This window comes from Streptomyces sp. NPDC039736, from assembly GCF_055596485.1.
In genome coordinates, this window is record NZ_JBVIUQ010000004.1 from 404,650 (window position 1) to 428,959 (window position 24,310).

The 24,310-nt window shown below is 72.5% G+C and carries 19 protein-coding genes and 1 pseudogene; 9 read left to right on the forward strand and 11 right to left on the reverse strand.

The window, feature by feature from the left end; genetic code table 11:
- Positions 1-76 precede the first annotated feature (76 nt).
- The 3 genes from ACZ56L_RS15050 (at position 77) to ACZ56L_RS15060 (ending at position 2,709) form a co-directional block, all read left to right on the forward strand.
- Positions 77-661: a TerD family protein gene (locus ACZ56L_RS15050; RefSeq protein ID WP_345222863.1), complete on the forward strand. Its 585-nt coding sequence runs from the start codon at positions 77-79 to the stop codon at positions 659-661.
- A 556-nt stretch (positions 662-1,217) separates the two neighbouring features.
- A complete protein-coding gene (locus tag ACZ56L_RS15055; protein WP_471064285.1) occupies positions 1,218-2,021 on the forward strand; it encodes a putative protein N(5)-glutamine methyltransferase in 804 nt (267 codons plus the stop codon).
- Between the two features lie 61 nt (positions 2,022-2,082).
- Positions 2,083-2,709, forward strand: a complete 627-nt coding sequence (locus ACZ56L_RS15060) for a polysaccharide deacetylase family protein (protein ID WP_471064286.1) — start codon at positions 2,083-2,085, stop codon at positions 2,707-2,709.
- Positions 2,710-2,898: 189 nt separating this feature from the next.
- Here ACZ56L_RS15060 and ACZ56L_RS15065 read toward each other — a convergent pair whose 3' ends face one another.
- The 4 genes from ACZ56L_RS15065 to iolC form a co-directional block, all read right to left on the reverse strand.
- On the reverse strand, positions 2,899-4,398 hold the full coding sequence (locus ACZ56L_RS15065) for a CoA-acylating methylmalonate-semialdehyde dehydrogenase (protein WP_345222857.1): 1,500 nt from the start codon (positions 4,396-4,398) through the stop codon (positions 2,899-2,901).
- A 13-nt stretch (positions 4,399-4,411) separates the two neighbouring features.
- Positions 4,412-6,289: a 3D-(3,5/4)-trihydroxycyclohexane-1,2-dione acylhydrolase (decyclizing) gene (gene iolD, locus ACZ56L_RS15070; RefSeq protein WP_471064287.1), complete on the reverse strand. Its 1,878-nt coding sequence runs from the start codon at positions 6,287-6,289 to the stop codon at positions 4,412-4,414.
- A gap of 113 nt (positions 6,290-6,402) precedes the next feature.
- Complete coding sequence (gene iolB, locus ACZ56L_RS15075; protein ID WP_471064289.1) at positions 6,403-7,242, reverse strand: 5-deoxy-glucuronate isomerase; 840 nt, start codon at positions 7,240-7,242, stop codon at positions 6,403-6,405.
- On the reverse strand, positions 7,235-8,185 hold the full coding sequence (gene iolC / locus ACZ56L_RS15080; RefSeq protein ID WP_471064290.1) for a 5-dehydro-2-deoxygluconokinase: 951 nt from the start codon (positions 8,183-8,185) through the stop codon (positions 7,235-7,237). Before iolC ends, iolB begins: the two co-directional genes overlap by 8 nt.
- A gap of 167 nt (positions 8,186-8,352) precedes the next feature.
- Here iolC and ACZ56L_RS15085 point away from each other — a divergent pair, with 167 nt between their 5' ends.
- The 5 genes from ACZ56L_RS15085 to ACZ56L_RS15105 all read left to right on the forward strand — a co-directional run bounded on the left by ACZ56L_RS15085 (position 8,353) and on the right by ACZ56L_RS15105 (position 13,496).
- Complete coding sequence (locus tag ACZ56L_RS15085; RefSeq protein WP_471064292.1) at positions 8,353-9,276, forward strand: sugar phosphate isomerase/epimerase family protein; 924 nt, start codon at positions 8,353-8,355, stop codon at positions 9,274-9,276.
- Between the two features lie 337 nt (positions 9,277-9,613).
- Positions 9,614-9,814 carry a helix-turn-helix transcriptional regulator gene (locus ACZ56L_RS15090; RefSeq protein ID WP_345222850.1) on the forward strand — a complete coding sequence of 67 codons (201 nt, stop codon included), beginning with the start codon at positions 9,614-9,616 and terminating at the stop codon, positions 9,812-9,814.
- Between the two features lie 121 nt (positions 9,815-9,935).
- The gene (locus tag ACZ56L_RS15095) at positions 9,936-10,526 is read left to right on the forward strand and encodes a GNAT family N-acetyltransferase (RefSeq protein ID WP_471064295.1); all 591 of its coding nucleotides are present in this window, start codon (positions 9,936-9,938) and stop codon (positions 10,524-10,526) included.
- A gap of 290 nt (positions 10,527-10,816) precedes the next feature.
- Positions 10,817-11,137 (forward strand): heavy-metal-associated domain-containing protein, encoded by a 321-nt coding sequence (locus ACZ56L_RS15100; RefSeq protein ID WP_345222845.1) that lies wholly within the window; start codon positions 10,817-10,819, stop codon positions 11,135-11,137.
- An 85-nt stretch (positions 11,138-11,222) separates the two neighbouring features.
- The gene (locus ACZ56L_RS15105; protein WP_471064298.1) at positions 11,223-13,496 is read left to right on the forward strand and encodes a heavy metal translocating P-type ATPase; all 2,274 of its coding nucleotides are present in this window, start codon (positions 11,223-11,225) and stop codon (positions 13,494-13,496) included.
- A gap of 469 nt (positions 13,497-13,965) precedes the next feature.
- Here the strand turns inward: ACZ56L_RS15105 and ACZ56L_RS15110 are convergent, their stop codons facing one another.
- The 4 genes and pseudogenes from ACZ56L_RS15110 to ACZ56L_RS15125 all read right to left on the reverse strand — a co-directional run bounded on the left by ACZ56L_RS15110 (position 13,966) and on the right by ACZ56L_RS15125 (position 18,392).
- Positions 13,966-15,261, reverse strand: a complete 1,296-nt coding sequence (locus ACZ56L_RS15110; RefSeq protein ID WP_345222840.1) for a citrate synthase — start codon at positions 15,259-15,261, stop codon at positions 13,966-13,968.
- Positions 15,262-15,496: 235 nt separating this feature from the next.
- Positions 15,497-17,755, reverse strand: a pseudogene (gene recD2, locus ACZ56L_RS15115) (SF1B family DNA helicase RecD2); the annotation flags it as partial.
- A 71-nt stretch (positions 17,756-17,826) separates the two neighbouring features.
- Entirely contained in the window at positions 17,827-18,069 is a 243-nt protein-coding gene (locus ACZ56L_RS15120) for a hypothetical protein (RefSeq protein ID WP_345222835.1), read from the reverse strand.
- Entirely contained in the window at positions 18,066-18,392 is a 327-nt protein-coding gene (locus ACZ56L_RS15125; protein WP_345222833.1) for a hypothetical protein, read from the reverse strand. Before ACZ56L_RS15125 ends, ACZ56L_RS15120 begins: the two co-directional genes overlap by 4 nt.
- Positions 18,393-18,894: 502 nt before the next feature.
- Here ACZ56L_RS15125 and ACZ56L_RS15130 point away from each other — a divergent pair.
- Positions 18,895-19,410, forward strand: a complete 516-nt coding sequence (locus ACZ56L_RS15130; protein ID WP_471064301.1) for a DUF937 domain-containing protein — start codon at positions 18,895-18,897, stop codon at positions 19,408-19,410.
- Positions 19,411-21,061: 1,651 nt separating this feature from the next.
- Here ACZ56L_RS15130 and ACZ56L_RS15135 read toward each other — a convergent pair.
- Genes ACZ56L_RS15135 through ACZ56L_RS15145 form a run of 3 tightly spaced genes read right to left on the reverse strand, consistent with a single transcriptional unit; the run spans position 21,062 to position 24,206 of the window.
- Positions 21,062-21,898 carry a sugar phosphate isomerase/epimerase family protein gene (locus ACZ56L_RS15135; RefSeq protein ID WP_401761261.1) on the reverse strand — a complete coding sequence of 279 codons (837 nt, stop codon included), beginning with the start codon at positions 21,896-21,898 and terminating at the stop codon, positions 21,062-21,064.
- Positions 21,895-23,058 (reverse strand): dihydrodipicolinate synthase family protein, encoded by a 1,164-nt coding sequence (locus ACZ56L_RS15140; RefSeq protein WP_471064303.1) that lies wholly within the window; start codon positions 23,056-23,058, stop codon positions 21,895-21,897. Before ACZ56L_RS15140 ends, ACZ56L_RS15135 begins: the two co-directional genes overlap by 4 nt.
- Positions 23,055-24,206 (reverse strand): Gfo/Idh/MocA family protein, encoded by a 1,152-nt coding sequence (locus tag ACZ56L_RS15145; protein WP_468691830.1) that lies wholly within the window; start codon positions 24,204-24,206, stop codon positions 23,055-23,057. The genes ACZ56L_RS15140 and ACZ56L_RS15145 overlap by 4 nt, the downstream gene beginning before the upstream one ends.
- Positions 24,207-24,310 lie beyond the last annotated feature (104 nt).

Below are 24,310 nucleotides of genomic sequence, written 5' to 3' on the forward strand. Positions count from 1 at the left end.
CCAACCCCGCCCGGAGATCGTTGCAGTGTTCGATGCAGACTTTGTACTCACTTGTCCACCAGCAAAGGGATCGCACATGATCACGCTCAGCAAGGAAGACGGACCGGCGGACCTGGCCGGTGTGACCCACATGTCCATCGGGGTGTCCTGGGACCCCACCTCCGGCAGCAGCGGCGGTGTCCTGGGCAAGCTCCTGCGGACGGTCGGCACGGACCTGGACCTGATCGCCGTCGCAATGTCGGGCGGCGACCCGGTGCGCCTGGCCGGCCTGGACTCCCTGGACCCGCTCGGCAACGGCGGCCTGGTGCACAGCGGTGACAACCAGACCGGCAAGGGCGACGGCGACGACGAGACGGTGACCGTCGAGTTCTCCAAGGTGCCGCCGAACGTCACGTCGATCGTGTTCGTCGCCGCCGCCTTCAAGAAGAGCAGCTCCTTCTCCAAGGCGCGCAACATCAGCTTCAAGGTGTACGACGCCACGGGCGGCAGCGTCCAGCAGGTCGCCGACATCTGGCCCTCGCTGCTGACCAGCGACAACGGCTGCGCGGTCGCCAAGGCGGTGCGCAACGGGCCGAACTGGCAGCTCGAGGTCATCAACCAGACCGGCAAGATCAAGCAGGGCGACGAGCAGGCCCTGATGCGTTTCGCCGCCGGCAAGTAGCCCGCCGACGGCACACCGGCGGCGCGCGTCCAACGCCCGGCACCCGGAGGCACGCGGGCCCGGCGCGCGTCCAGTGCCCGGCCCGGAGGCATACGGGGCCCCTTCGGCGGGCCCGGCGCGGTGGGGGTGACCGCGGAGCGCCCGGCCTCCCCCGCCGGCCGGTCTTCCGCGCCGCCCGTGTGCCGCACCCGTTGTCGCGGAGCCCGGCTCCGCCGGTCGTCGACGCGGGCCTCCCGGCGGCCGCGTACCGCGCGCTCGCTCGGCGGGCGCCGCGCGGGCGGCGCGCCGCCCGCCGTCACCGGTGGCGCCCGCCCGACGGCCCGGTCGTCCACCGGCCTGTACACCGGTTGACCTGCTCGGGTACGGTCGGACCGCGTTGCCCACCACCGGTGTGTGGGCCCGGACCTCAGGAGGTGAGACCCATTACCGCTGTCGCAGGTCGGGTGCTCTCGCCCCGTGGTCGCCGTAGCCGTCGCCCGATGACACCGTCATCGGTCCCGTCGTAACGGATTTCGACCGGAGAGCGCCCTCGGTAAGCATTCCGAAAGGCTCTCCCATGTCCCTCACCGCGCTCTCCCCCTCCGTCTTCACCGCCCTCGTCGCCCGACTGCGCACCGCCGGCTGCGTGTTCGCCGAGGACGAGGCACGGCTGCTCCTGTCCACCGGACGCACCGGCCCGGACCTCGCCGCGCTGGTCGCCCGGCGGGTGGCCGGCCTGCCGCTGGAACACCTGCTCGGCTGGGCCGAGTTCTGCGGTCACCGCGTCGCCGTCGACCCGGGTGTCTTCGTCCCCCGGCCGCGTACGGAGTTCCTCGTCCGGCACGCGCTGGCGCTGGCCGCGGCCCGGCAGCCGGGGGCCGTGGTCCTGGACCTGTGCTGCGGTTCGGGGGCGGTGGCGGCGGTGCTGGGGGCGCGGCTGCCCGGCGCCGAGCTGCACGCGGCCGACGTGGAGCCCGCGGCGGTCCGGTGCGCGCGGCGCAACGTGGAGCCGCTGGGCGGCCGGGTCCACGAGGGCGACCTGTACGCGCCCCTGCCGACGGCGCTGCGGGGCCGGGTGGACGTCCTCATCGCCAACGCCCCCTACGTCCCCACCGACGACATCCCCCTGCTGCCCGCCGAGGCCCGCGACCACGAGCCCCGGGTCGCGCTCGACGGCGGCGCGGACGGCCTGGCCGTGCAGCGCAGGGTAACGGCCGGGGCGGCGCGCTGGCTGGCTCCGGGCGGCAGCCTGCTGATCGAGACGAGCGAGCGGCAGGCCGGGCGGACGGTGACGGCGATGGCGCGGGGCGGGCTGGCCGCACGGGTGGAGGAGGACGAGGAGACGGGCGCGACGGTCGCCGTGGGGACGTCGCCGCGCTGACCGGGTGACCCGGGGCGGGCGGGGCGTTTGTGCGGGGGGCCCGCGCTGGTACCGGTGTGCGGTGACGAAACCGCGCCGTTCCCTGATCGCCGCCGCCGCCGCGGTGGGCGCCGCCCTGCTGACCGGCTTCGCGGGCGGCACGACGGCGGACCCGGTGGACTGCCGGGTCGTCGCGTGCGCGGCGCTGACCTTCGACGGGGGGCCGGGGCCGCGCACGGGAGCGGTGCTCGACGTGCTGGCGCGGAAGGACGCCCCGGCGGCGTTCTTCGTCGCCGGGCGGGGGCCCGTCTTCCGGTATCCGGAGCTGGTGCGGCGGATGGCCAACGAGGGTCACGAGGTGGGCAACCACACCTGGACGCAGCCGCGGCTGACGGACGTGCCGGTGGCGGAGGCGCGGCGGCAACTGGCGCAGACGCAGCGGGTGGTCGAACAGGTGACGGGGCGTCGGCCGCGGCTGATGCGGCCGCCGCAGGGGCTGACGAACCGGCAGGTGGGGGCGGTGTGCCGGGAGTTGGGGCTGGTGCAGGTGGGGTGGGGGGCGGGAGGGATCGTGCGGGTGCGGGAGGGGGCGGACGGGGCGGCCGTGGCGGAGGTGGTGGACGGCTTGCGGAAGCGGGGGTTCACGCTGGTGTCGGTGGAGCGGGTGGTGGGGGCGCGAGGGGTGAGGGCCGGGGGGATGTATCCGTAGCGGGTGGGGGGCACGGGGAGGGGCTCGGGAGCGGCCGGTGTCGGGGCGGGGGCGGCACCCGGGTGGGCCCAGAGCGGGAGAGGCCGCCCCCTTGCCTGCCCGTTCCACCCCCGGGGCGGCCCCGCCGCCCCGGGGAGCGGGGGCGGGGCCGTCGAGGTGGGGCGGGGTGCGGGAGCGGAACCGTACGGGCTAGTTGTTGCGGGGGAAGCCCAGGTCGACGCCCGAGGGCGCGTCCGCCGGGTCCGGCCAGCGGGTGGTGGTGACCTTGCCCCGGGTGTAGAAGTGGACGCCGTCGTTGCCGTAGATGTGGTGGTCGCCGAAGAGCGAGTCCTTCCAGCCGCCGAAGGAGTGGTAGCCGACGGGCACCGGGATCGGCACGTTGACGCCGACCATGCCCGCCTCGATCTCCAGCTGGAAGCGGCGGGCCGCGCCGCCGTCACGGGTGAAGATGGCGGTGCCGTTGCCGAACGGCGACGCGTTCATGAGGGCCACGCCCTCCTCGTATGTGTCGACGCGCAGCACGCACAGCACCGGGCCGAAGATCTCGTCGCGGTAGGCGTCGGAGTCGGTCGGGACGTGGTCCAGGAGCGAGAGGCCGATCCAGTGGCCGTTCTCGAAGCCCTCGACGGTGTGGCCCGTGCCGTCGAGGACGACGGTGGAGCCCTGGGCGGCCGCGCCCGTGACGTACGAGGCGACCTTGTCGCGGTGGGCGGCGGTGATCAGCGGGCCCATCTCGGAGGCGGGGTCGTTGCCCGGGCCGATCTTGATCTTCTCGGCGCGCTCGACGATCTTCGCGACGAGTTCGTCGCCGATCGAACCGACCGCGACGACGGCGGAGACGGCCATGCAGCGCTCGCCCGCCGAGCCGTACGCGGCGGAGACGGCCGCGTCGGCGGCGGCGTCCAGGTCGGCGTCCGGGAGGACCAGCATGTGGTTCTTGGCGCCGCCGAGGGCCTGGACCCGCTTGCCGTTGGCGGAGGCCACCTGGTGGATGCGGCGGGCGATCGGGGTCGAGCCGACGAAGGAGACCGCGGCGACGTCCGGGTGCTCCAGGAGGCGGTCGACGGCGACCTTGTCACCGTGCAGGACGTTCAGCACGCCGTCCGGCAGACCGGCCTCGGTGGCCAGCTCCGCGAGGCGCAGCGAGGCCGAGGGGTCCTTCTCGGAGGGCTTCAGCACGAAGGTGTTGCCGCACGCGACGGCGATCGGGAACATCCACATCGGCACCATGGCCGGGAAGTTGAACGGCGTGATGCCGGCGACGACGCCGAGCGGCTGCCGGATCGACGACACGTCCACCCGGTTGGACACCTGCGTCGACAGCTCGCCCTTGAGCTGCGTGGTGATGCCGCACGCCAGCTCGACGATCTCCAGGCCGCGGGCCACCTCGCCGAGCGCGTCGGAGTGCACCTTGCCGTGCTCGGCGGTGATCAGCGCGGCGATCTCGTCGCGGTGCGCGTCGAGCAGGGCGCGGTAGCGGAAGAGGATCGCGGTGCGGGTGGAGAGGGACGAGGTGCCCCAGGTCGCGTACGCGGCCTTGGCGGACGCGACGGCGGCGTCCACCTCCTCGACGGAGGCCAGGGCGACGCGGGTGTCGGGAGCGCCGGTGGCCGGGTCGGTGACGGGGCCCCAGTTGCCCGACGCGCCCTCGACGGTCCTGCCACCGATCCAGTGGTTGACGGTCTTCATGAACTGCACTCCTTCAGAGGTGGTGGCGTCGGGCTGCGACGTGCCGGTCGTACTGCGCGCGTGCCCGGGCCGCCGACGGGCGGGTCGCGGTCTCGGCCACGGGAACATCCCACCACGCGTCGCCGCCGGAGGGGCCCGACACTGTGTCGCCCGTTTCGGTCCGGACGTAGACACATGTGGGAACCGTGCTCGCCCGCGCGTCGGCGAGGGCTTCCCGCAGGTCAGCGATGGTGTGGGCGCGCAGGGTCCGCATGCCGAGCGAGGCCGCGTTGGCGGCGAGGTCCAGCGGCAGGGGCGCTCCCGTGTACGTGCCGTCGGGGGCGCGGAAGCGGTAGTCGGTGCCGAAGCGCTCCGCGCCGACGGCCTCGGAGAGGCCGCCGATGGAGGCGTACCCGCGGTTGTCGAGGATCACCACCTTGACCGGCAGGCGCTCCTGCACGGCGGTGACGATCTCGGTGGGGTTCATCAGGTACGTTCCGTCGCCGACCAGCGCCCAGACGGGCCGGCCGGGGGCGGCGAGCTGGACGCCGAGGGCGGCGGGGATCTCGTAGCCCATGCAGGAGTACCCGTATTCGACGTGGTACTGGTCGCGCGAGCGGGTCCGCCACAGCCGGTGGAGGTCGCCGGGGAGGGAACCCGCCGCGTTGATCAGGACGTCCCGCTCGTCGACCAGCGCGTCGAGCACGCCCAGGACCTGGGCCTGGGTGGGTGCGGCCTTGTCGTCGCGGGCGGCGTACACGGCGCTCACATGGGCCTCCCACTCCGCCTTTGCCGTGCGGAACTCGGTGCGGTAGGTCTCCGGCGTACGGCCGCTGAACTCGTCCCCGAGGGCCAGGAGCCCCTTGCGGGCGTCGCCGACCAGCGCGAGGGCGTTCAGCTTGTGGGCGTCGGCGTCGGTCACGTTGAGGTTGACGAAGCGGACGCCGGGGTGCTGGAAGAGGGTGCGGGAGGCGGTGGTGAAGTCGCTCCAGCGGGTGCCGACGCCGAGCACCAGGTCGGCGGTGCGGGCGAGGCGGTTGGCGGTGGCGGTGCCGGTGTGCCCGACGCCGCCGACGTCGCAGGGGTGGTCGTACGGGAGCGAGCCCTTGCCCGCCTGGGTGGAGGCGACGGGGATGCCGGTGCGCTCGGCGAAGCGGCCGAGGGCGTCCTCGGCGCGGCCGTGCCGGACGCCGCCGCCGGCCACGATCAGGGGGCGGCGGGCCGCTCCCAGCCATTCCACGGCCCGGTCCAGGGCGTGCGCGTCCGGCTCCTGGGCGCGCGCCCGCCACACCCGGTCGCGGAAGAAGTCCTCCGGCCAGTCGTACGCCTCGGTCTGGACGTCCTGCGGCAGGCACAGGGTGACGGCGCCGGTCCCGGCCGGGTCGGTGAGGACGCGCATCGCGGCCAGGGCGGCGGGGATCAGGGCCTCGGGCCGGGTGACGCGGTCGAAGTACGCCGAGACCGGGCGCAGGCAGTCGTTGACGGACACGTCGCCCGCGTACGGGACTTCGAGCTGCTGGAGGACGGGGTCGGCGGGGCGGGTGGCGAAGGTGTCGCCCGGCAGGAGGAGGACGGGCAGACGGTTGACGGTGGCGAGGGCGGCTCCGGTGACGAGGTTGGTGGCGCCGGGGCCGATGGAGGTGGTGACGGCGTGGGTGGAGAGGCGGCGGCTCTGGCGGGCGTAGGCGGTGGCGGCGTGGACCATGGCCTGCTCGTTGCGGCCCTGGAGGAAGGGCATGGCGGCGGGGCCGAGTTCGGTGAGGGCCTGGCCGACGCCGGCGACGTTGCCGTGCCCGAAGATGCCCCAGGTGGCGGAGACGAGGCGGGTGCGGGCGGGGGTGAACTGGTGGGTGAGGAAGGTGAGGAGGGCCTGGGCGGTGGTCAGGCGGCGGGTGGTGGCGGTGGCGGGCATCGGGGTCCTCCTCCGGGAGGGGTTCGGGACGGGGACGGCCTGCCGTCAGGCGTACGACCGGCCGGACGCTCCCGCACGGGACGGACACCGCGCGCCCGCCCCGCACGGGCTGGTCAGCGGTAGGCCCCGCCGTGCCCCTCCCGGAAAGTGATCTCCCAGGAGCGGACCGGGCCCGCCATGACGTTCAGGTAGTACAGGGGCCCGTCCGGCGGCGCGATCGACGGGCCGTGCCAGCCGTCGGGCACCAGGACCGTGTCCCCGGAGCGCACCTCCGCCAGGAGGTCCGATCCCCCGGGCCGGGACGGCGAGATGCGCTGGTAGCCGACGCCGGTGAGCTCGAAGTGGTAGATCTCCTCCAGCACCGACTCCTTCCCCGCCACCGCCTCGTCGTGCTTGTGCGGCGGGTAGGAGGACCAGTTCCCCGGCGGGGTGACCACCTCCACCGCGATCAGCCGGTCGCAGGCGAAGGCGTCGGCGGACGCGAAGTTGCGCACCGTGCGCGCGGTGCGGCCGCTCCCCCGCGACTCCACGGGCACGTCCGGCGCCGGTCCGTGACGGACGGGGAGCCGTCGCTCGCACCTCGCCCCGGCCAGGGCGAACCGGCCCCCCGTGCCGGAGGCGATCCGAGCGTGGGCGTCCCGGGGCAGGTACGCGAAGTCGGTGGCCGAGGCGAACACCCCTTCCCGGCCGCGCAGTCCGACGGCCTGCCCGTCGACCAGGACGTCGCACGCCCCGGCCAGCGGCAGCACGATCCACTCCGCGTCCCCGGTGGCCAGGTGGTGGGACCCGCCGGGCCGCAGCTCCAGCACGCGCAGCGACGCGTACGTCCAGCCCGCCCGTTCGGGGCCGATGTCCAGCGCGTACGGTCCGTGCGCCGCGCCGCCCGCCGGTACGTGCAGGTGCCCGGCCGTGCCCGGCGCCCCCCGTCGGGGTTCGTGCGGGTGCTCAGCCATGCCCGGTGCCCCCTGTCGCCAGCAGTGCGTCGATCTCGTGTGCGTAGGGCATCGCGGAGGAGCACTCCAGCCGGGTCGCCACCAGCGCCCCCGCCGCGTTCGCCCGGCGCAGCGTCTCCTCCAGCGGACGCCCCGCCAGCAGCCCCTCGCACAGCGCGCCGCCGAACGCGTCCCCCGCGCCGAGCCCGTTGAGCACGGTCACCTCGAGGGGCGGCACGCGCACCCGGGTCCCGTCCCGGTGCGCGGCGAGCACCCCCTCGGGGCCCTGTTTCACGACCGCCAGCTCCACCCCCGCGGCGAGCAGTTCCGCCGCCGCCTCGGCAGGCGTCCGCGCACCGGTGGCGATCTCGCACTCCTGGAGGTTGCCGACGGCCACCGTCGCGTGCCGCAGGGCCTCCCGGTAGTATGGGCGCGGGTCCTGCTCCGTCCAGAACACGGGCCGCCAGTCCAGGTCGAACACCGTGTGCGGGGCGCGCGAACGGGCCGCGAGGGCCTCCAGGGTGGCGTCCCTGCTGGGCTGGGCGCAGAGCCCGGTGCCGGTGGCCCAGAACAGGCGGGCGGCCCGCACCGCGTCGAGGTCGCTCTCGCCGGGCCGGATCTCCAGGTCGGGGGCGCGGGGCCGCCGGTAGAAGTACAGCGGGAAGTCGTCCGGCGGGAAGACCTCGCAGAAGGTGACGGGCGTGGGGTACGCGGCCACCTCGGTCACCCAGCGCGCGTCGACGCCGAAGGCCGCCAGCTCGCGCCGCAGGTACGCCCCGAAGGGGTCGGCCCCGGTGCGCGAGACGAGTGCCGTGCGCGGCCCCAGCCGGGCCGCCGCGACCGCCACGTTGGCCGCGGAGCCGCCGAGGAACCGGCCGAAGGTCTCGACCCGGTCCAGCGGCACGCCCGCGCTCAGCGGATACAGGTCCACCCCGAGGCGGCCCATCACGATCAGGTCGTACATGAGCACCTCCTCGGGCCGGCGGCGGCGGTCCCAGGTCTATCCGCGGGCCCGGAACACTGTCAATGGTGTGTCAGGACATACGGACCGCACGGCCTGCGCCGCTTCCCCGACCGCCTTCCCCCGCCTCCCCCTTGACACCCCTCTCGGCCTGCCCGGACCCTTCCCCCATGGTTCCCGACGCACGCCACCCGCGCCTCAGGATCGGCTCCGCCCCGGACTCCTGGGGTGTCTGGTTCCCCTCCGACGAACGGCAGGTTCCCTGGCGGCGCTTCCTGGACGAGGTGTCGGGCGCGGGGTACGAGTGGATCGAGCTGGGCCCGTACGGCTATCTGCCGCCGCGGCCCGCCGCCCTGCTGCCGGAGCTCCGGTCGCGCGGCCTCAGGGCCTCGGCCGGCACCGTCTTCACCGCGCTGCACCACGACGGCGTACGGCACTGGGAGTCGACCTGGTCGCACGTGTCGACGGTGGCCCGCCTCGCGCAGGGCGTGGGCGCGGACCACCTGGTGATGATTCCGGCGTTCTGGCGGGACGACAGGACGGGCGAGGTGCTGGAGGGCGCGACGCTCTCCCCGGCGCAGTGGCGCACGCTCACCGCGCAGACGGAGCGGCTGTCGCGGCAGGTGCGCGAGGAGTTCGGGCTGAAGGTCGTCGTGCATCCGCACGCGGACACCCACGTCGACGGCGAGGAGGCCGTCGTACGGCTGCTGGACGGCACCGACGCCGGACTGGTGTCGCTGTGCCTGGACACCGGGCACTACGCCTACTGCGGCGGCGACAGCGTCGAGCTGATCGAGACGTACGGGGAGCGCATCGGCTATCTGCACCTGAAGCAGGTGGACCCGGCGGTGCTGGCACGGGTGCGGGAGGAACGGCTGCCGTTCGGCCCCGCCGTCGGGCTCGGGGTGATGTGCGAACCGCCGCGCGGGGTGCCCGATCTCGCACCGGTGCTGGCGGCGGCGCGGCGCCTCGCGGAGGCGCGCGGAGGCGACCTGTTCGCGATCGTCGAGCAGGACATGTACCCGTGCGCGCCGGAGGCGCCGCTGCCGATAGCGCGCCGGACACGGGCGTTCCTGCGGGGGTGCGGGGCGTAGCGGGGCGCGGGGGCGCGGGCGCGGCCGGAGGAGTGGAGCGGAAGGCCGCCGCCAGGGCGCTTCCCCTATCACCCCCGGCCGGGCCGGGCCGAGCACATCGGTCCGGCCCGGCCGGTGTGTCGCCTCTGTCCCCGCACCACTTCCGTCACAGAGATGTCCTTTGCGTCACACTTGTCGCCATTACGCGGGCCTTCGGTCACAGGCACACGACAGCCCCTCCCTCCTGGTCACGCAGCGTCGTTCACGGGGCAGAGGCTGAGTGATCGCCAAGCGACAGCCGCAGCTCCCCCGACGGCCCCCCGGCCGTGGCTGCGGGCAGTCGCAGGGAGGTGCACCGATGACGACGGACCACAAGCTCTGGTCGTACAAGGAGATCGCCGCACACATCCAGGTGCAGACGGACACCGTGCGCTCGTACCGCAAGCACGGCCTGCTGCCGCCGCCCGACCACGTGGAGGGCGGGAAGCCGTACTGGTACGCGGACACGATCCGCAGTTGGGTGTCCCGCCGTCCCGGCAACAGAGGACGCCGGGGCTGACCGTTCCGCCGCCCGCGGGCCCCGCACCCGGCCGCATCCAGGCCGTCGGTGCGGGGCCCGCCCCCTTCCTCCCCCCGAATTTCGCTTGCCGCCGTTCCCGCGCGGCGCGGAGGATCACCGCATGACCGCCGCCCCGCACGCCGACCTCTCCGTCAAGCCGACCCTGACCGGCGGGCGGACCCTGCTGCGCCCCTTCACCGAGGGGGACCTCCCGGCGATGCTGGCGGCGCTCCGGGACCCGGAGGTGGCCCGCTTCACCGGCTCCCCGGCCTTCACCGAGGACGAGGTGGACCGCACCCGCGCCTGGTACCTGACCCGCGCCGGGCAGACCGACCGGCTCGACCTGGCGGTCGTCGAGAGGGCCACCGGCACGTGCGTCGGCGAGGTGGTCCTGAACGAGTGGGACCCGGCCAACCGGAGCTGCTCCTTCCGCACCCTGCTCGGGCCCGCGGGACGCGACCGGGGCCTGGGCACCGAGGCCTGCCGCCTGATCGTGACGTACGCCTTCGACGTGCTCGGCCTCAACCGGGTCGGGCTCGGCGTCTACGACTTCAACCCGCGCGCCCGCCGGGCCTACGAGAAGGTCGGCTTCGTCGCCGAGGGGGTCGAGCGCGAGGCCCTGTGGGACGAGCGGGACGGCTGGGCCGACGCGACGCGGATGTCGATCCTGGCCCGGGAGTGGGCCGTCCACCGGGGCCGGCCCACCCACTGAGGCTCCGTCCGCCTCCGACGCCGCCTCCGACCCCGGCTCCGCCACCGCCACCGCCACCGCCACCGATCCGACTTGCCCGCCTCGCTTTCGGCCGCCGCTCTGCCGCCGACGGCGACGGCGGTCGTCGCCGTGCCCGGCGTGTCGCCGGGCCACGCTGGATTTGATACCCCCTAGGGGTATAGTGTGTGCCGTGTCAGGGAGTCACGGCAGCCCCGCGCCCTCCCTGAGCACCACAGTCGCGCGACACCGCCCGGATGTGCCGCGTACGTCCTTCGAAGAGGAGCACCGACATGACTGCTCAGACCCCCGCCGCCGAGACCCCCCAGGCCGCCTCGGGCTCCTGCTGCTCGCCGTCCGGTTCCTGTGGTTCCGCCGGCGCGGCGGACGTGGCGGTCGGTTCCGTCACCGCGGTGTACGAGGTCAAGGGCATGACCTGCGGCCACTGCGAGGGCGCCGTGTCGGCCGAGATCTCGGAGCTCTCCGGCGTCGCCTCGGTCACGGCGGTCGCCTCGACCGGCGAAGTCACCGTGGTCTCCGCCGCCCCGCTGGACGAGGAGGCCGTCCGCGCCGCCGTCGACGAGGCCGGGTACGAGCTGGTCGGCACCCGCTGACCCGCCGCCCCCGCGCCCTGCCGGGCCGTACCCGCCGGTTCCCCATACTGGTACGGGTACGGCCCGTCCGCTGTCTGGAGCCCCGATGAACAGCGCCACCCCGCCCGCCCCTCTGGACACGCACGTCGAGCTGGCCATCGGCGGCATGACCTGCGCCTCCTGCGCGGCCCGCGTCGAGAAGAAGCTCAACCGGATGGAGGGGGTGGCCGCCACCGTCAACTACGCGACGGAGAAGGCCCGGATCGCGTACGACGGTGCGGCGGTCGGCGTGCCGGACCTGATCGCCACCGTCGTACGGACGGGGTACACCGCCGAGGAGCCCGCCGCGCCGGCCCCCGAGGAGGCGGCGCGGGAGCAGCCGGCCGACCGTGACCTCCTCGCCCTGCGGCAGCGGCTGGTCGTCTGCGCGCTGCTCGCCGCTCCCGTGGTCCTCCTGTCCATGGTCCCCGCCCTCCAGTTCGACAACTGGCAGTGGCTGTCCCTGGCGCTGGCCGCGCCGGTCGTGGTGTGGGGGGCGCTGCCCTTCCACCGGGCCGCCTGGACGAACCTCACGCACGGTGCGGCCACCATGGACACCCTCGTCTCGACGGGCACCCTGGCGGCCTTCGCCTGGTCGCTGTGGGCGCTGTTCCTCGGGGACGCGGGGATGCCGGGGATGCGGCACGGCTTCGACCTGACGGCGGGCCGCTCGGACGGGGCGTCCGCGGTCTACCTGGAGGTGGCCGCCGGGGTCACCGTGTTCATCCTGCTCGGCCGCTGGCTGGAGGCCCGCTCCAAGCGGAGGGCGGGCGCGGCGCTGCGCGCGCTGATGGAACTGGGCGCCACGGACGTCGCCGTCCTGCGCGGCAGCCAGGAGGTGCGGATTCCGGTCCGGCTGCTGTCGGTGGGCGACCGGTTCGTCGTACGGCCCGGGGAGAAGGTCGCCACTGACGGCACGGTCGTCGAGGGCCGTGCGGCGCTCGACGCCTCGATGCTCACCGGTGAATCGGTGCCGGTGGACGTGGGTCCGGGCGAGAAGGTCACCGGGGCGACGGTGAACGCCGGCGGGCGGATCGTCGTCGAGGCCACCTCCGTCGGCTCCGGCACGCAACTGGCCCGGATGGCGCGGGCCGTGGAGGACGCGCAGAACGGCAAGGCGCGGGTGCAGCGGCTCGCGGACCGGATCTCGGCCGTGTTCGTGCCGGTGGTGCTGCTGATCGCGCTGGGCACCCTGGTGGGGTGGCTGCTGGTCACGGACGACGTGACGGCCGCGTTCACCGCCGCCGTGGCGGTGCTGATCATCGCGTGCCCGTGCGCGCTGGGCCTCGCGACGCCGACCGCGCTGATGGTGGGGACGGGGCGGGGCGCGCAGCTCGGCATCCTGATCAAGGGGCCCGAGGTGCTGGAGTCGACGCGCCGGGTGGACACCGTCGTCCTGGACAAGACGGGCACGGTGACCACCGGCCGGATGGAGCTGAAGGACGTGTTCCCGGCCCCCGGGGTCGGGCGCGCGGAGCTGCTGCGGCTCGCGGGGGCGCTGGAGCACGCGTCCGAGCACCCGATCGCGCGGGCGGTGGCGCGGGTGGCCGCGGCGTCGGACACGGAGGGCGGCGCGGGCCGGGACCACCCGCCCGTCTCCGGTTTCACCAACGTCCCCGGGCTCGGCGTGCGGGGCGAGGTCGAGGGACACGCCGTCCTCGTGGGCCGGACCAAGCTGCTGTCCGACGCCGCGATCGAGCTGCCGCCGCGGCTGGCCGACGCGAAGGCCGCCGCCGAGGCCCGGGGGCGTACCGCCGTCGCGGTGGCCTGGGACGGCGAGGCGCGCGGAGTGCTCACCGTCGCGGACACCGTGCGGGCGAGCAGCGCCCAGGCGGTGCGGGAACTGCGCGCCCTCGGTCTCGTACCGGTGCTGCTGACCGGCGACAACCGTCGGGCAGCCGACGCGGTGGCCGCAGAGGTAGGGATCGACGCCGCACAGGTGTACGCGGAGGTCCTGCCCGAGGAGAAGGCGGCCGTGGTCGCCCGCCTCCAGGGCGAGGGCCGCACGGTGGCGATGGTCGGCGACGGCGTGAACGACGCGGCGGCGCTCGCCACCGCCGACCTGGGCCTGGCCATGGGCACCGGCACGGACGCGGCGATCGAGGCCGGCGACCTGACGCTCGTCCGGGGCGACCTGCGGGTCGCGGCGGACGCGATCCGGCTGTCGCGGCGGACCCTGGCGACCATCAAGGGCAACCTCTTCTGGGCCTTCGGCTACAACGTCGCGGCACTCCCGCTGGCGGCTGCCGGGCTGCTCAACCCGATGATCGCGGGATTCGCGATGGCGTTCTCTTCCGTCTTCGTAGTGACAAACAGCCTCCGGCTCCGTACCTTCACATGACGTACACCAACACACACGAACGCGTCGCAACTACAGTGCATGGTGGAGTGACGCAGATCACTGTGTTGAGGGGGTAACCATTGGCCGGGTTCGCGAGTCCAAGAAGCGATGCCAAGAACGTCTTGGGGGACGTTCGCGGGATGTCTTGGGGGACGTCCCCGGCAAGCGTTGGCCGGGACACGTACGCCGGGGAGCTTTGAGCGGCCCTCCCGTCCGTTACGTGTCCTGGCGGACCGCAGCGGTACGCAGGACGCGCACGGGGCAGGACGTACGAGCGGTACGCACGCACAGCAGGACCGAGCAGGACGCACGACCCAGAGACTTCTGGCGGCGCAAGCCGTCAGACGGCCCGGTGGGGATCCCGTGGGGGGAATCCGATCCGGGAAACAGGGAAGCGCCCCGCATCGTCGACCCGTGGGGGGATCGGCGGCGGGGCGCTTTTCGCTGTCGCGGCCCGGAGGCGAAGAGGTCAGCGGCCCTCGACCGGAACGAAGTCGCGCAGGACCTCGCCGGTGTAGATCTGGCGCGGGCGGCCGATGCGCGAACCCGGCTCCTTGATCATCTCGTGCCACTGCGCGATCCAGCCCGGCAGGCGGCCGATCGCGAAGAGCACGGTGAACATGTCGGTGGGGAAGCCCATCGCCCGGTAGATCAGACCCGTGTAGAAGTCCACGTTCGGGTAGAGGTTGCGCGAGACGAAGTAGTCGTCGGAGAGCGCGTGCTCCTCCAGCTTCAGCGCGATGTCCAGCAGCTCGTCGGACTTGCCGAGGGCCGAGAGGACGTCGTGCGCCGCAGCCTTGATGATCTTCGCGCGGGGGTCGAAGGACTTGTACACCCGGTGGCCGAAGCCCATCAGGCGGACGCCGTCCTCCTTGTTCTTCACCTTGCGGATGAAGGCGTCCACGTCGCCGCCGTCGGCCTGGATGGCCTCCAGCATCTCCAGCACGGACGCGTTCGCGCCGCCGTGCAGGGGGCCCCACAGGGCGGAGATGCCGGCGGAGATCGAGGCGAACATGTTCGCCTGCGAGGAACCGACCAGGCGCACGGTGGAGGTCGAACAGTTCTGCTCGTGGTCCGCGTGCAGGATGAGCAGCTTCTCCAGCGCGGCGACGACGACCGGGTCGAGGTCGTACTCCTGCGCGGGCACCGAGAAGGTCATCCGCAGGAAGTTCTCGACGTAGCCGAGGTCGTTGCGCGGGTAGACGAACGGGTGGCCGATCGACTTCTTGTACGCGTACGCGGCGATCGTCGGCAGCTTGGCCAGCAGACGGATCGTCGACAGGTGGCGCTGCTGCTCGTCGAACGGGTTGTGGCTGTCCTGGTAGAAGGTGGACAGCGCCGAGACGACCGAGGACAGCATGGCCATCGGGTGCGCGTCGCGGGGGAAGCCGTCGAAGAAGCGCTTGACGTCTTCGTGCAGCAGCGTGTGCTGGGTGATCTCGTTCTTGAAGGTCGACAGCTCGTCGTCCTTCGGAAGCTCGCCGTTGATCAGCAGGTAGGCGGTCTCCAGGAAGCTGCTCTGCTCCGCCAGCTGCTCGATCGGGTACCCGCGGTAGCGCAGGATGCCCTGCTCGCCGTCGAGGTAGGTAATCGCGGATTTGTAGGCGGCGGTGTTGCCGTAGCCGCTGTCGAGGGTCACCAGTCCTGTCTGGGCCCGGAGCTTCCCGATGTCGAAGCCCTTGTCGCCGACGGTGCTGTCGATCACCGGGTAGGTGTACTCGCCATCGCCGTACCGCAGTACTACAGAGTTGTCGCTCTCGCTCACGTCATCCCTCACCGACGTAGTGCCTCTTCTTCGAGGTGCCCTGACTGTCTCTACCATCCCCCACTTGGCTCAGCAGAGTGCACTCGGGGTCGGCCAACAGGCCAGTTCGCGGCACTGAGTGCCGCCAACCTGCTCATACTGCCCCCTTCGCCCCGGTTCCGGAAGCCCCGGGTGATGTTTCCCACCGATGGCCCGCAGAGATTGACCGGGAGGACTGACGCGGGGTCGGCACGTACGTTCCGCCTGCGAGCCGGTGGGCCAGCGCGGTGCACCGGCGACCGGCCGAGACCGTGCGCACCGCCTGGCCGATGGCCTTGCGGGAGCCGACAAGGACGACCAGCTTCTTGGCCCGGGTGACGGCGGTGTACAGGAGGTTCCGTTGCAGCATGGGCCAGGCGCTCATGGTGACCGGGATCACCACGGCCGGATATTCACTCCCCTGGGAGCGGTGGATGGTGACGGCGTACGCGTGGGCCAGCTCGTCGAGTTCGTCGAAGTCGTACGCGACCTCCTCGTCCTCGTCCGTACGCACGGTCAGCGTCTGCTCGACCGGGTCCAGCGCGGTGACGACGCCGACGGTCCCGTTGAAGACGCCGTTCTCCCCCTTGTCGTAGTTGTTCCGGATCTGGGTGACCTTGTCGCCGACGCGGAAGGTGCGGCCGCCGAACCGCTTCTCGGGGAGGTTCGGGCGGGCGGGGGTGACGGCCTGCTGGAGCAGCCCGTTGAGGTTTCCGGCCCCGGTGGCGCCGCGGTGCATGGGGGCGAGCACCTGCACGTCCGTCCTGGGATCGAGCCCGAACTTCTGCGGGATGCGGCGGGCCGCGACGTCCACGGTGAGCCGGCCCGCCTCCTCGGTGTCGTCCTCGACGAAGAGGAAGAAGTCCTTCATGCCCTGGGTGAGGGGGTGCTCCCCGGAGTTGATCCGGTGCGCGTTGGTGACGACGCCCGACTGCTGGGCCTGCCGGAAGATCTGGGTGAGCCGCACGTGCGGCACGGGGCCGCCCGCCGCGAGCAGGTCCCGCAGCACCTCCCCCGCCCCGACCGACGGCAACTGGTCCACGTCCCCCACCAGGAGGAGGTGGGCACCGGGTGCCACCGCCTTGACCAGCTTGTTGGCGAGCAGGAGATCCAGCATGGACGCCTCGTCGACGACCACCAGGTCGGCGTCCAGCGGCCGGTCCCGGTCGTACGCCGCGTCCCCGCCCGGCTTGAGCTCCAGCAGCCGGTGCACGGTGGACGCCTCGGCCCCCGTCAGCTCGGACAGCCGCTTGGCCGCCCGCCCGGTGGGCGCGGCCAGCACCACCTTCGCCTGCTTCGCCCGCGCCAGCTCCACCACGGACCGCACGGTGAACGACTTCCCGCAGCCGGGGCCGCCGGTCAGCACCGCGACCTTCTCCGTCAGCGCGAGCTTGACGGCGGCCTCCTGCTCGGAGGCGAGGGAGGCCCCGGTCCGCGTGGCCAGCCAGGAAAGCGCCCTCCCCCAGTCCACGTCCCGGAAGCCGGGCATCCGGTCCTCCTCCGTGCGCAGCAGGCGCAGCACCTGCCCGGCGAGGGAGAGTTCCGCCCGGTGGAAGGGCACCAGATACACGGCGGTGACCGGCTCTCCGCCCGGCCCCTCCGGACCGGGCACCTTCTCCCGTACGACGCCCTCCGGGTCCTCGGCCAGTTCGGCGAGGCAGTCGATGACCAGCCCGGTGTCGACCTGGAGCAGCTTCACCGAGTCGGCGATGAGGCGCTCCTCCGGGAGGAAGCAGTGCCCCTGGTCGGAGGACTGGGACAGGGCGTACTGCAGGCCCGCCTTCACCCGGTCGGGGCTGTCGTGCGGGATGCCGACGGCCTGGGCGATGCGGTCGGCGGTGAGGAAGCCGATGCCCCAGACGTCGGCGGCCAGGCGGTACGGCTGATTCTTCACGACGGAGATCGAGGCGTCCTCGTACTTCTTGTAGATGCGGACGGCGATGGAGGTGGAGACCCCCACGCTCTGGAGGAAGACCATGACCTCCTTGATGGCCTTCTGCTCCTCCCAGGCGACGGCGATCATCTTCGTCCGCTTCGGCCCGAGCCCCGGCACTTCCACCAGCCGCTTCGGCTGCTGCTCGATGATGTCGAGGGTGTCCACGCCGAAGTGGGTGGTGATCCGGTCGGCCATGACCGGCCCGATGCCCTTGATCAGCCCGGAACCGAGATAGCGCCTGATCCCCTGGATGGTGGCGGGCAGGACCGTCGTGTAGTTGTCGACGGTGAACTGCTTGCCGTACTGCGGATGGGACCCCCAGCGCCCCTCCATCCGCAGGGACTCCCCCGGCTGCGCGCCGAGCAGCGCGCCGACGACGGTCAGCAGGTCGCCCGTGCCGGACCCGCGCCCGGTGTCGACACGGCCGACCGTGTAACCGGTCTCCTCATTGGCGTACGTGATCCGCTCCAGGACGCCTTCGAGAACCGCCTTGTTGACCGGACCGCCCTGTGCGCCTGCCGCGCTGCCTGTGCTGGACATGGGACGACGCTACCGCCGGGGTCCGACAACGTGTGCGGGGCTGTGGACGAAGGTCCGGGCCGGGGCCCGGGTCAGAGCGCGACGAGATCCACGACGTTCACCACGACGTGACGGTTGGAGACGATGTACGTCACGAAGCCGCCGGTGAAGGCGGCGGACCAACTGTTGTCCCGGTTGCTGGTCGCCGGAGGCCCGAAGGGGTTCCGGGCCAACTGCTTCTCCAGCGCCGCGAGGGACGCGGCCCGGGGTGCCGTGAGAGTCGCCTTGCACCGCGCGGCCCGGTCGGCGTACCGGATCGCGTACACGTCGTTCATCCGTGTCCCCTGGCGTCCACCGGCCTGTTGTCGGCGTCGTACGTGTTGCCGTCGTCGTCGAAGAAGACCATGCCCTCGGTGTCCCCCTCGGTCATCCGCTTGACGGTGTGCTCCACCTCGTCCAGGTAGCCGGGGGTGGCACAGGCGCAGGCGAACGGAAACCACTTGTCGACCACGCGCTCCAGGGCCTCGCTGTCGAAGTCCGCGGCGGCGCTCAGCCAGTCCTGCTCGAAGGCCTGGAGCCAGTCGGGGCGTCGTTGCAGCGCGACACGCACCGCATCCGCCGTTCTCTCGCACGCCTCGGGGTCAACGGCGAACACCATGGTCAACTCCTCTGCGGGCGGTCGGGGCCGGGAGCGCCCATGCTAGGGCGGGCGCGGGCCGGGGTCTTGTGAACCGTTCGCCTTCTGCTCGAAGGGAGGACTTCTGGCGAGGCGCCTGGTGGGGTTCACCGGGGACGTCCGTGCCGGGGACGGGCCCGGCGGCGCGTGGCCCGGTCGTCCGCTTGCCCGCTTGTCCGTCGAGGGCCGGTCGTCCTTCGTGGGCGCGGTGCGGAGCGGCAGACTGACTGCCTGAAGACGCGGCATCGAGGGAACTCCCCCGCACAGCTTCCCCGTGGAAGTCGAAGGACCCGGTCCGTCGACCGGGCCCTTCGATGTCCCCCTCCCCGTGTCAGGCCTCCCTCGAATCCCCCCAGATTCCCCCCGGAAGCCCTGATGTCACGTAAGACCCGCGAGGGCGGCCAAGGGTTGTACGGCGGTGGGGGGGTTTTCTTCGGGTGGTCATAAGGTGCCGACATTTGGGTGCAGACGTAGCGTTTCCGATATGAACGACGACTCGTTTCAGAAGGACGTGCTCAACGAACTGGGCGACGACAAGCTCGCCGAGATCGCCGGACTGCTCGGTACGGACGCGGCCGGCGCCCAGGGCGTCGTCGCGTCCACCGCGGACGCTTTCGCGGGAGGGCTCACGGAGAAGGCCGAGAACGCCTCGCCCGAGGAGGCCGAGGAGGTCCGGGCCGCCCTCACGGAGGCTGCGGATCCGCCGCTCCAGGGCGTGGCCACGCTGGGCGGCGGCCTGGGTGGTCTGCTCGGCGGCGGAATGATGGCCGGAATGCTCGGCAAGATGGCCAAGCCGGTGGCGAGTGCTGTCGCGAAGAAGACCGGGCTGCCCGAGGCGTCGGTGACGCGGGCGATCGAGATCGCGCTGCCGGTGGTCCTGGCGGTGGTGACGAAGCGGGCCACGGAGAAGCGGAACCCCGGGGCGGTGGGGGCGGCGTCCGGCGCGGGGGGCGGGCTCGGTGATCTGCTGGGTCAGGTGCTGGGAGGCGGCAAGAAGTAGCCCGGGTGGGGGCGGTGATTGATGGGCCCGGATCGGGTGTTGTGGGGGCCGTCCTCTTGTCCGGAGTGTGGCGCTTGCGGGGAGCCCGTCAAGGGCGCTCCTTCGTCGCGTCGGCTTCGCCGATGTCGCGTGCGCTCCACCCTTGACTGTCTCCCCTCCAGCGCTGGTTTCGTGGTGCGGAGGACGGCCCAGAAATGGCCCCGGAGGAGGCCGGGAAGTGGCCGTTCGCCGTTGCCGGGTGCGAGTGGGTGGGTGGGGGCGCCGGGAAGTGGCCGATGTACTGGGTGTGTCCGTCGGTGGGTGGGTGGGTGGGGTGTCGGCTATGGGTGGCGGGTGCGTGCGCCTGATGCTGCCGGTGGGGGTGCGCCGACCTCAATGGGGCTGTGGGCGTCACATCGGCGGGTGCGGCCCGCCGTTAGGCCGGTGCGCAAGCTGGTGGCTGAGGTGAGTGGGTGGATTCCCAGCTCATCGGTGTTCGTAGGTGTGCTGGGACATCTGCATTGGACGCACATATCACTACCTACCCTCCTGGAGGCCTGTACGGTGCCGGGCCTGGTCCGCGTGGGCGGGTCGGGAGGGCGCTTCGCAGAGCGGGTTCGCGGGGGGTGCGTTCCGAAAGTGGGACACATAGACGCGGAAGTGTCCTACTTCTGGGACGCCTTCACCACATGAGCGAACAGCAGGACCGGTATGCGGGCACATTCGGACATGTGACGGATGCGGGACGGGTGTGGGACGGCGGGGCAAAGGGTGTTCCCCGTTTGTCTGTGCTCCGCTGGAATTGCGGGTGCTCGTGGGCCGCGAAGTGGGACACACGAGCGCAGATGTGTCCCACTTCTGCGATGACCCGCCGCGCCCCGGCCGCTTCCGCGCCGCACGAGCCACCCCATCAACTACTCCCCCGCCCGCCCCTGTTTTGACGAACGACCTCTTCCCCCGAGACGTCAGACACGGCGGGCACCAGGAGACAGGAGGGCGGGTGGCGATATGTGCGCCCAATGCATATGTCCCAGCACACCTACGCCTGTCGTTTCTCCTTTGAATCCACCCACTCACCTCAGCCACCAGCTTGTGCACCGGCCCCACGACGGCCCGCACCCGCGAAACCCAGACCGGCAGCCCCATTCAAGTCGGCGCACCCCCACCGGCGGCATCAGGCGCACGCACCCGCCACCACTAGCCGACACCCCACCCACCCACCGACGGGCAGCGAGCAACCCGGACCACTTCCCGGCGCCCCCACCCACCCACTCGCACCCGGCAACGGCGAACGGCCACTTCCCGGCCTCCTCCGGGGCCATTTCTGGGCCGTCCTCCGCACCACGAAACCAGCGCTGGAGGGGAGACAGTCAAGGGTGGAGCGCACGCGACATCGGCGAAGCCGACGCGACGAAGGAGCGCCCTTGACGGGCTCCCCGCAAGCGCCACACTCCGGACAAGAGGACGGCCCCCACAACACCCGATCCGGGCCCATCAACCACCGCCCCCACCCGCACACCCGACCCGGCCCCACCCCACCCCACCCCGCGATCTCTCCCGCACACCCGACCAGGCCCCACCCCACTCCGGGACCTCGTCCACCCTCCCGAAACGGGACCACCCCCGGTAGCACCACTACCAAGGGGGCGGGACCCACTCGTACAGCCCGATGTCACAGCACGTGCTCCGTAAAGCGGGCCACGACCTCCCCAAGGACCTCCGCCCCGGGACGCCCCCAGAGCTCCTCGTTGAAGATCTCGACCTCGATCGCCCCCACGAAGCCCGCCGCATCGACCAGTTCACGAAAGGCGCGCATGTCGATGCTGCCGTCACCGAGCCGGCCCCGGCCGAGCAGGACACCCGCCGGAAGCGGAGTGATCCAGTCCGCCACCTGGAAGGAGTGGAGGCGGCCGGACGCACCCGCCCGGGCGATCTGCGCGGGAGCCTGGTCGTCCCACCAGATGTGATAGGTGTCCACGACCACCCCGACCTGGTCGGCGGGGAAGCGTTCGGCCAGGTCCAGGGCCTGGCCCAGGGTGGAGACCACGCAGCGGTCCGAGGCGAACATCGGGTGCAGGGGCTCGATGGCGAGGCGGATGCCGCAGGAGGCCGCGTAGGGGGCGAGGACGGCGAGCGCGTCGGCGATGCGTTCGCGGGCGGCCGTCAAGTCCCGTTCACCGTCGGGCAGTCCGCCGGAGACCAGGACAAGGGTGTCCGTGCCCAGGACGGCCGCCTCGTCGATCGCGCGGCGGTTGTCGTCGAGGGCGGCGGCACGCTGCTCCGGATCGGTGGCCGTGAGGAAGCCGCCCCGGCACAAGCTGGTGACGGCCAGGCCGGAGGCGCGCATCAGCTTGGCGGCGCGTTCCACGCCGTACTCCTGGACGGGGGCCCGCCACAGGCCGACGTGGGAGATGCCCGCGGCCGTGCAGCCGGTGGCCAGTTCCTCCAGGGACCACTGCTTGATGGTCTCCTGGTTGATGCTGAGGCGGGTCGGGTCGGGGGTCGTCACTGGGGTACTCCGTGGACGGTCAGCAGGGAGCGCATACGGGACGCGGCAAGGGCGGGGTCCGGGAACAGGCCCACTCCGTCCGCGAGTCGGTAGGCGCGGGCCAGGTGCGGCAGGGAGCGGGCGGACTGGAGGCCGCCGACCATCGTGAAGTGGGACTGGTGGCCCGCCAGCCAGGCGAGGAGGACGACGCCTGTCTTGTAGAAGCGGGTGGGGGCCCGGAAGAGGTGCCGGGAGAGTTCGACGGTCGGGTCGAGGAGCTTGCGGAAACCGTCCCGGTCCCCCGTGTCGAGGACCCGCACCGCTTCCGCCGCCAGTGGGCCCAGCGGGTCGAAAATGCCCAGGAGGGCGTGGGAGAAGCCGTGTTCGTCGCCCGCGATCAGCTCGGGGTAGTGGAAGTCGTCGCCCGTGTAGCAGCGCACACCCTCCGGGAGGCGGCGGCGCAGGTCGATCTCGCGCCGGGCGTCGAGGAGGGACACCTTGATGCCGTCGACCTTCTCGGGGTGGGCGGCGATGACCTGGAGGAAGGTCTCGGTCGCCGCGTCCAGGTCGGTCGAGCCCCAGTAGCCCTCCAGGGCGGGGTCGAACATCGGGCCCAGCCAGTGCAGGATCACGGGTTCGGTGGCCTGCCGCAGGAGGTGCCCGTACGCCGCCAGGTAGTCCTCGGGGCCACGGGCCGCCGCCGCCAGGGCGCGCGATGCCATCAGGATGGCCTGTGCGCCGGTGGACTCGACGAGGGCGAGCTGCTGCTCGTACGCGGCCGTGACCGTCGCCAGGTCGTGTGCCCCCGGGGGGAGTTGGTCCGTGCCGACGCCGCAGGCGATCGCGCCGTCGACCGACTTCGCCTCGGCGGCCGAGCGGCGGATGAGTTCCGCCGCGCCCGCCCAGTCCAGGCCCATGCCGCGCTGGGCGGTGTCCATCGCCTCGGCGACGCCCAGGCCGTGCGACCACAGGTGGCGGCGGAAGGCGAGGGTGGCGTCCCAGTCGACGGCCGCCGGGGAGTCGGGGCTCGTGTCGGCGCAGGGGTCGGCGACGACGTGGGCTGCGGAGAAGACCGTACGGGAGACCAGGGGGCTGCCGCCGGGGACGTACGAGGACGTCTCGGTGCGGGGGGTGTGGGCGTGGATTCCGCCTCCGGCGAGGGGGAGGAGCACGGTGCTCACAGGGACAGCTCCGGGACGTCGTAGCGGCGGCCCTCGGCGGAGGACTTGAGGCCGAGCTCGGCGAGCTGGACGCCGCGGGCGCCCGCCAGGAGGTCCCAGGTGTAGGGCTCGTCGAGGGCGACGTGGCGCAGGAAGAGCTCCCACTGGGCCTTGAAGCCGTTGTCGAAGTCGGCGTTGTCGGGGACGTCCTGCCACTGGTCGCGGAAGGACTCCGTGACCGGCAGGTCGGGGTTCCAGACCGGCTTGGGGGTGGCCGAGCGGTGCTGGACGCGGCAGTTGCGCAGGCCCGCGACGGCGGAGCCGTGGGTGCCGTCGACCTGGAACTCGACCAGTTCGTCGCGGTGGACGCGGACGGACCAGGAGGAGTTGATCTGGGCGATCGCGCCGCCCTGGAGCTGGAAGATGCCGTAGGCGGAGTCGTCGGCGGTGGCGGGGTAGGGCTTGCCGTTCTCGTCCCAGCGCTCGGGGATGTGCGTGGCGACCTGGGCGGTGACCGAGGTGACGCGGCCGAAGAGCTCGTGCAGGACGTACTCCCAGTGCGGGAACATGTCGACGACGATGCCGCCGCCGTCCTCGGAGCGGTAGTTCCAGGAGGGGCGCTGCGCCGCCTGCCAGTCGCCCTCGAAGACCCAGTAGCCGAACTCGCCCCGGACGGAGAGGATGTCGCCGAAGAAGCCGCCGTCGACGAGGCGCTTCAGCTTGAGCAGGCCGGGGAGGAAGATCTTGTCCTGGACGACGCCGTTCTTGACCCCGGCGGCCCGGGCGAGGCGGGCGAGTTCGAGGGCGCCCTCGGTGCCGGTGGCGGTCGGCTTCTCGGTGTAGACGTGCTTTCCGGCGGCGATCGCCTGCTTCAGGGCGTCCTCGCGGGCCGAGGTGACCTGGGCGTCGAAGTAGACGTCGACGGAGTCGTCGGCGAGGACGGCCGCCAGGTCCGTGGACCACTCCTCGATGCCGTGCTGCTCGGCCATCGCCCGCAGGGCGTGCTCACGGCGGCCGACGAGGACGGGCTCGGGCCACAGGATCTCGCCGCTGCCGAGGTCGAGGCCGCCCTGTTCGCGGATCGCCAGGATGGACCGTACGAGGTGCTGGCGGTAGCCCATGCGCCCGGTGACGCCGTTCATGGCGATCCGCACTGTCTTGCGTGTCACGTCAGTCCCTTCGTACGGCCGCGCTCGGCGGCCCCACCCTGTAGAAAGCGCTTTCTATACGCTGTGAGGCAAGAAGCTAACCTGTGCACGGCGATGCGACAAGA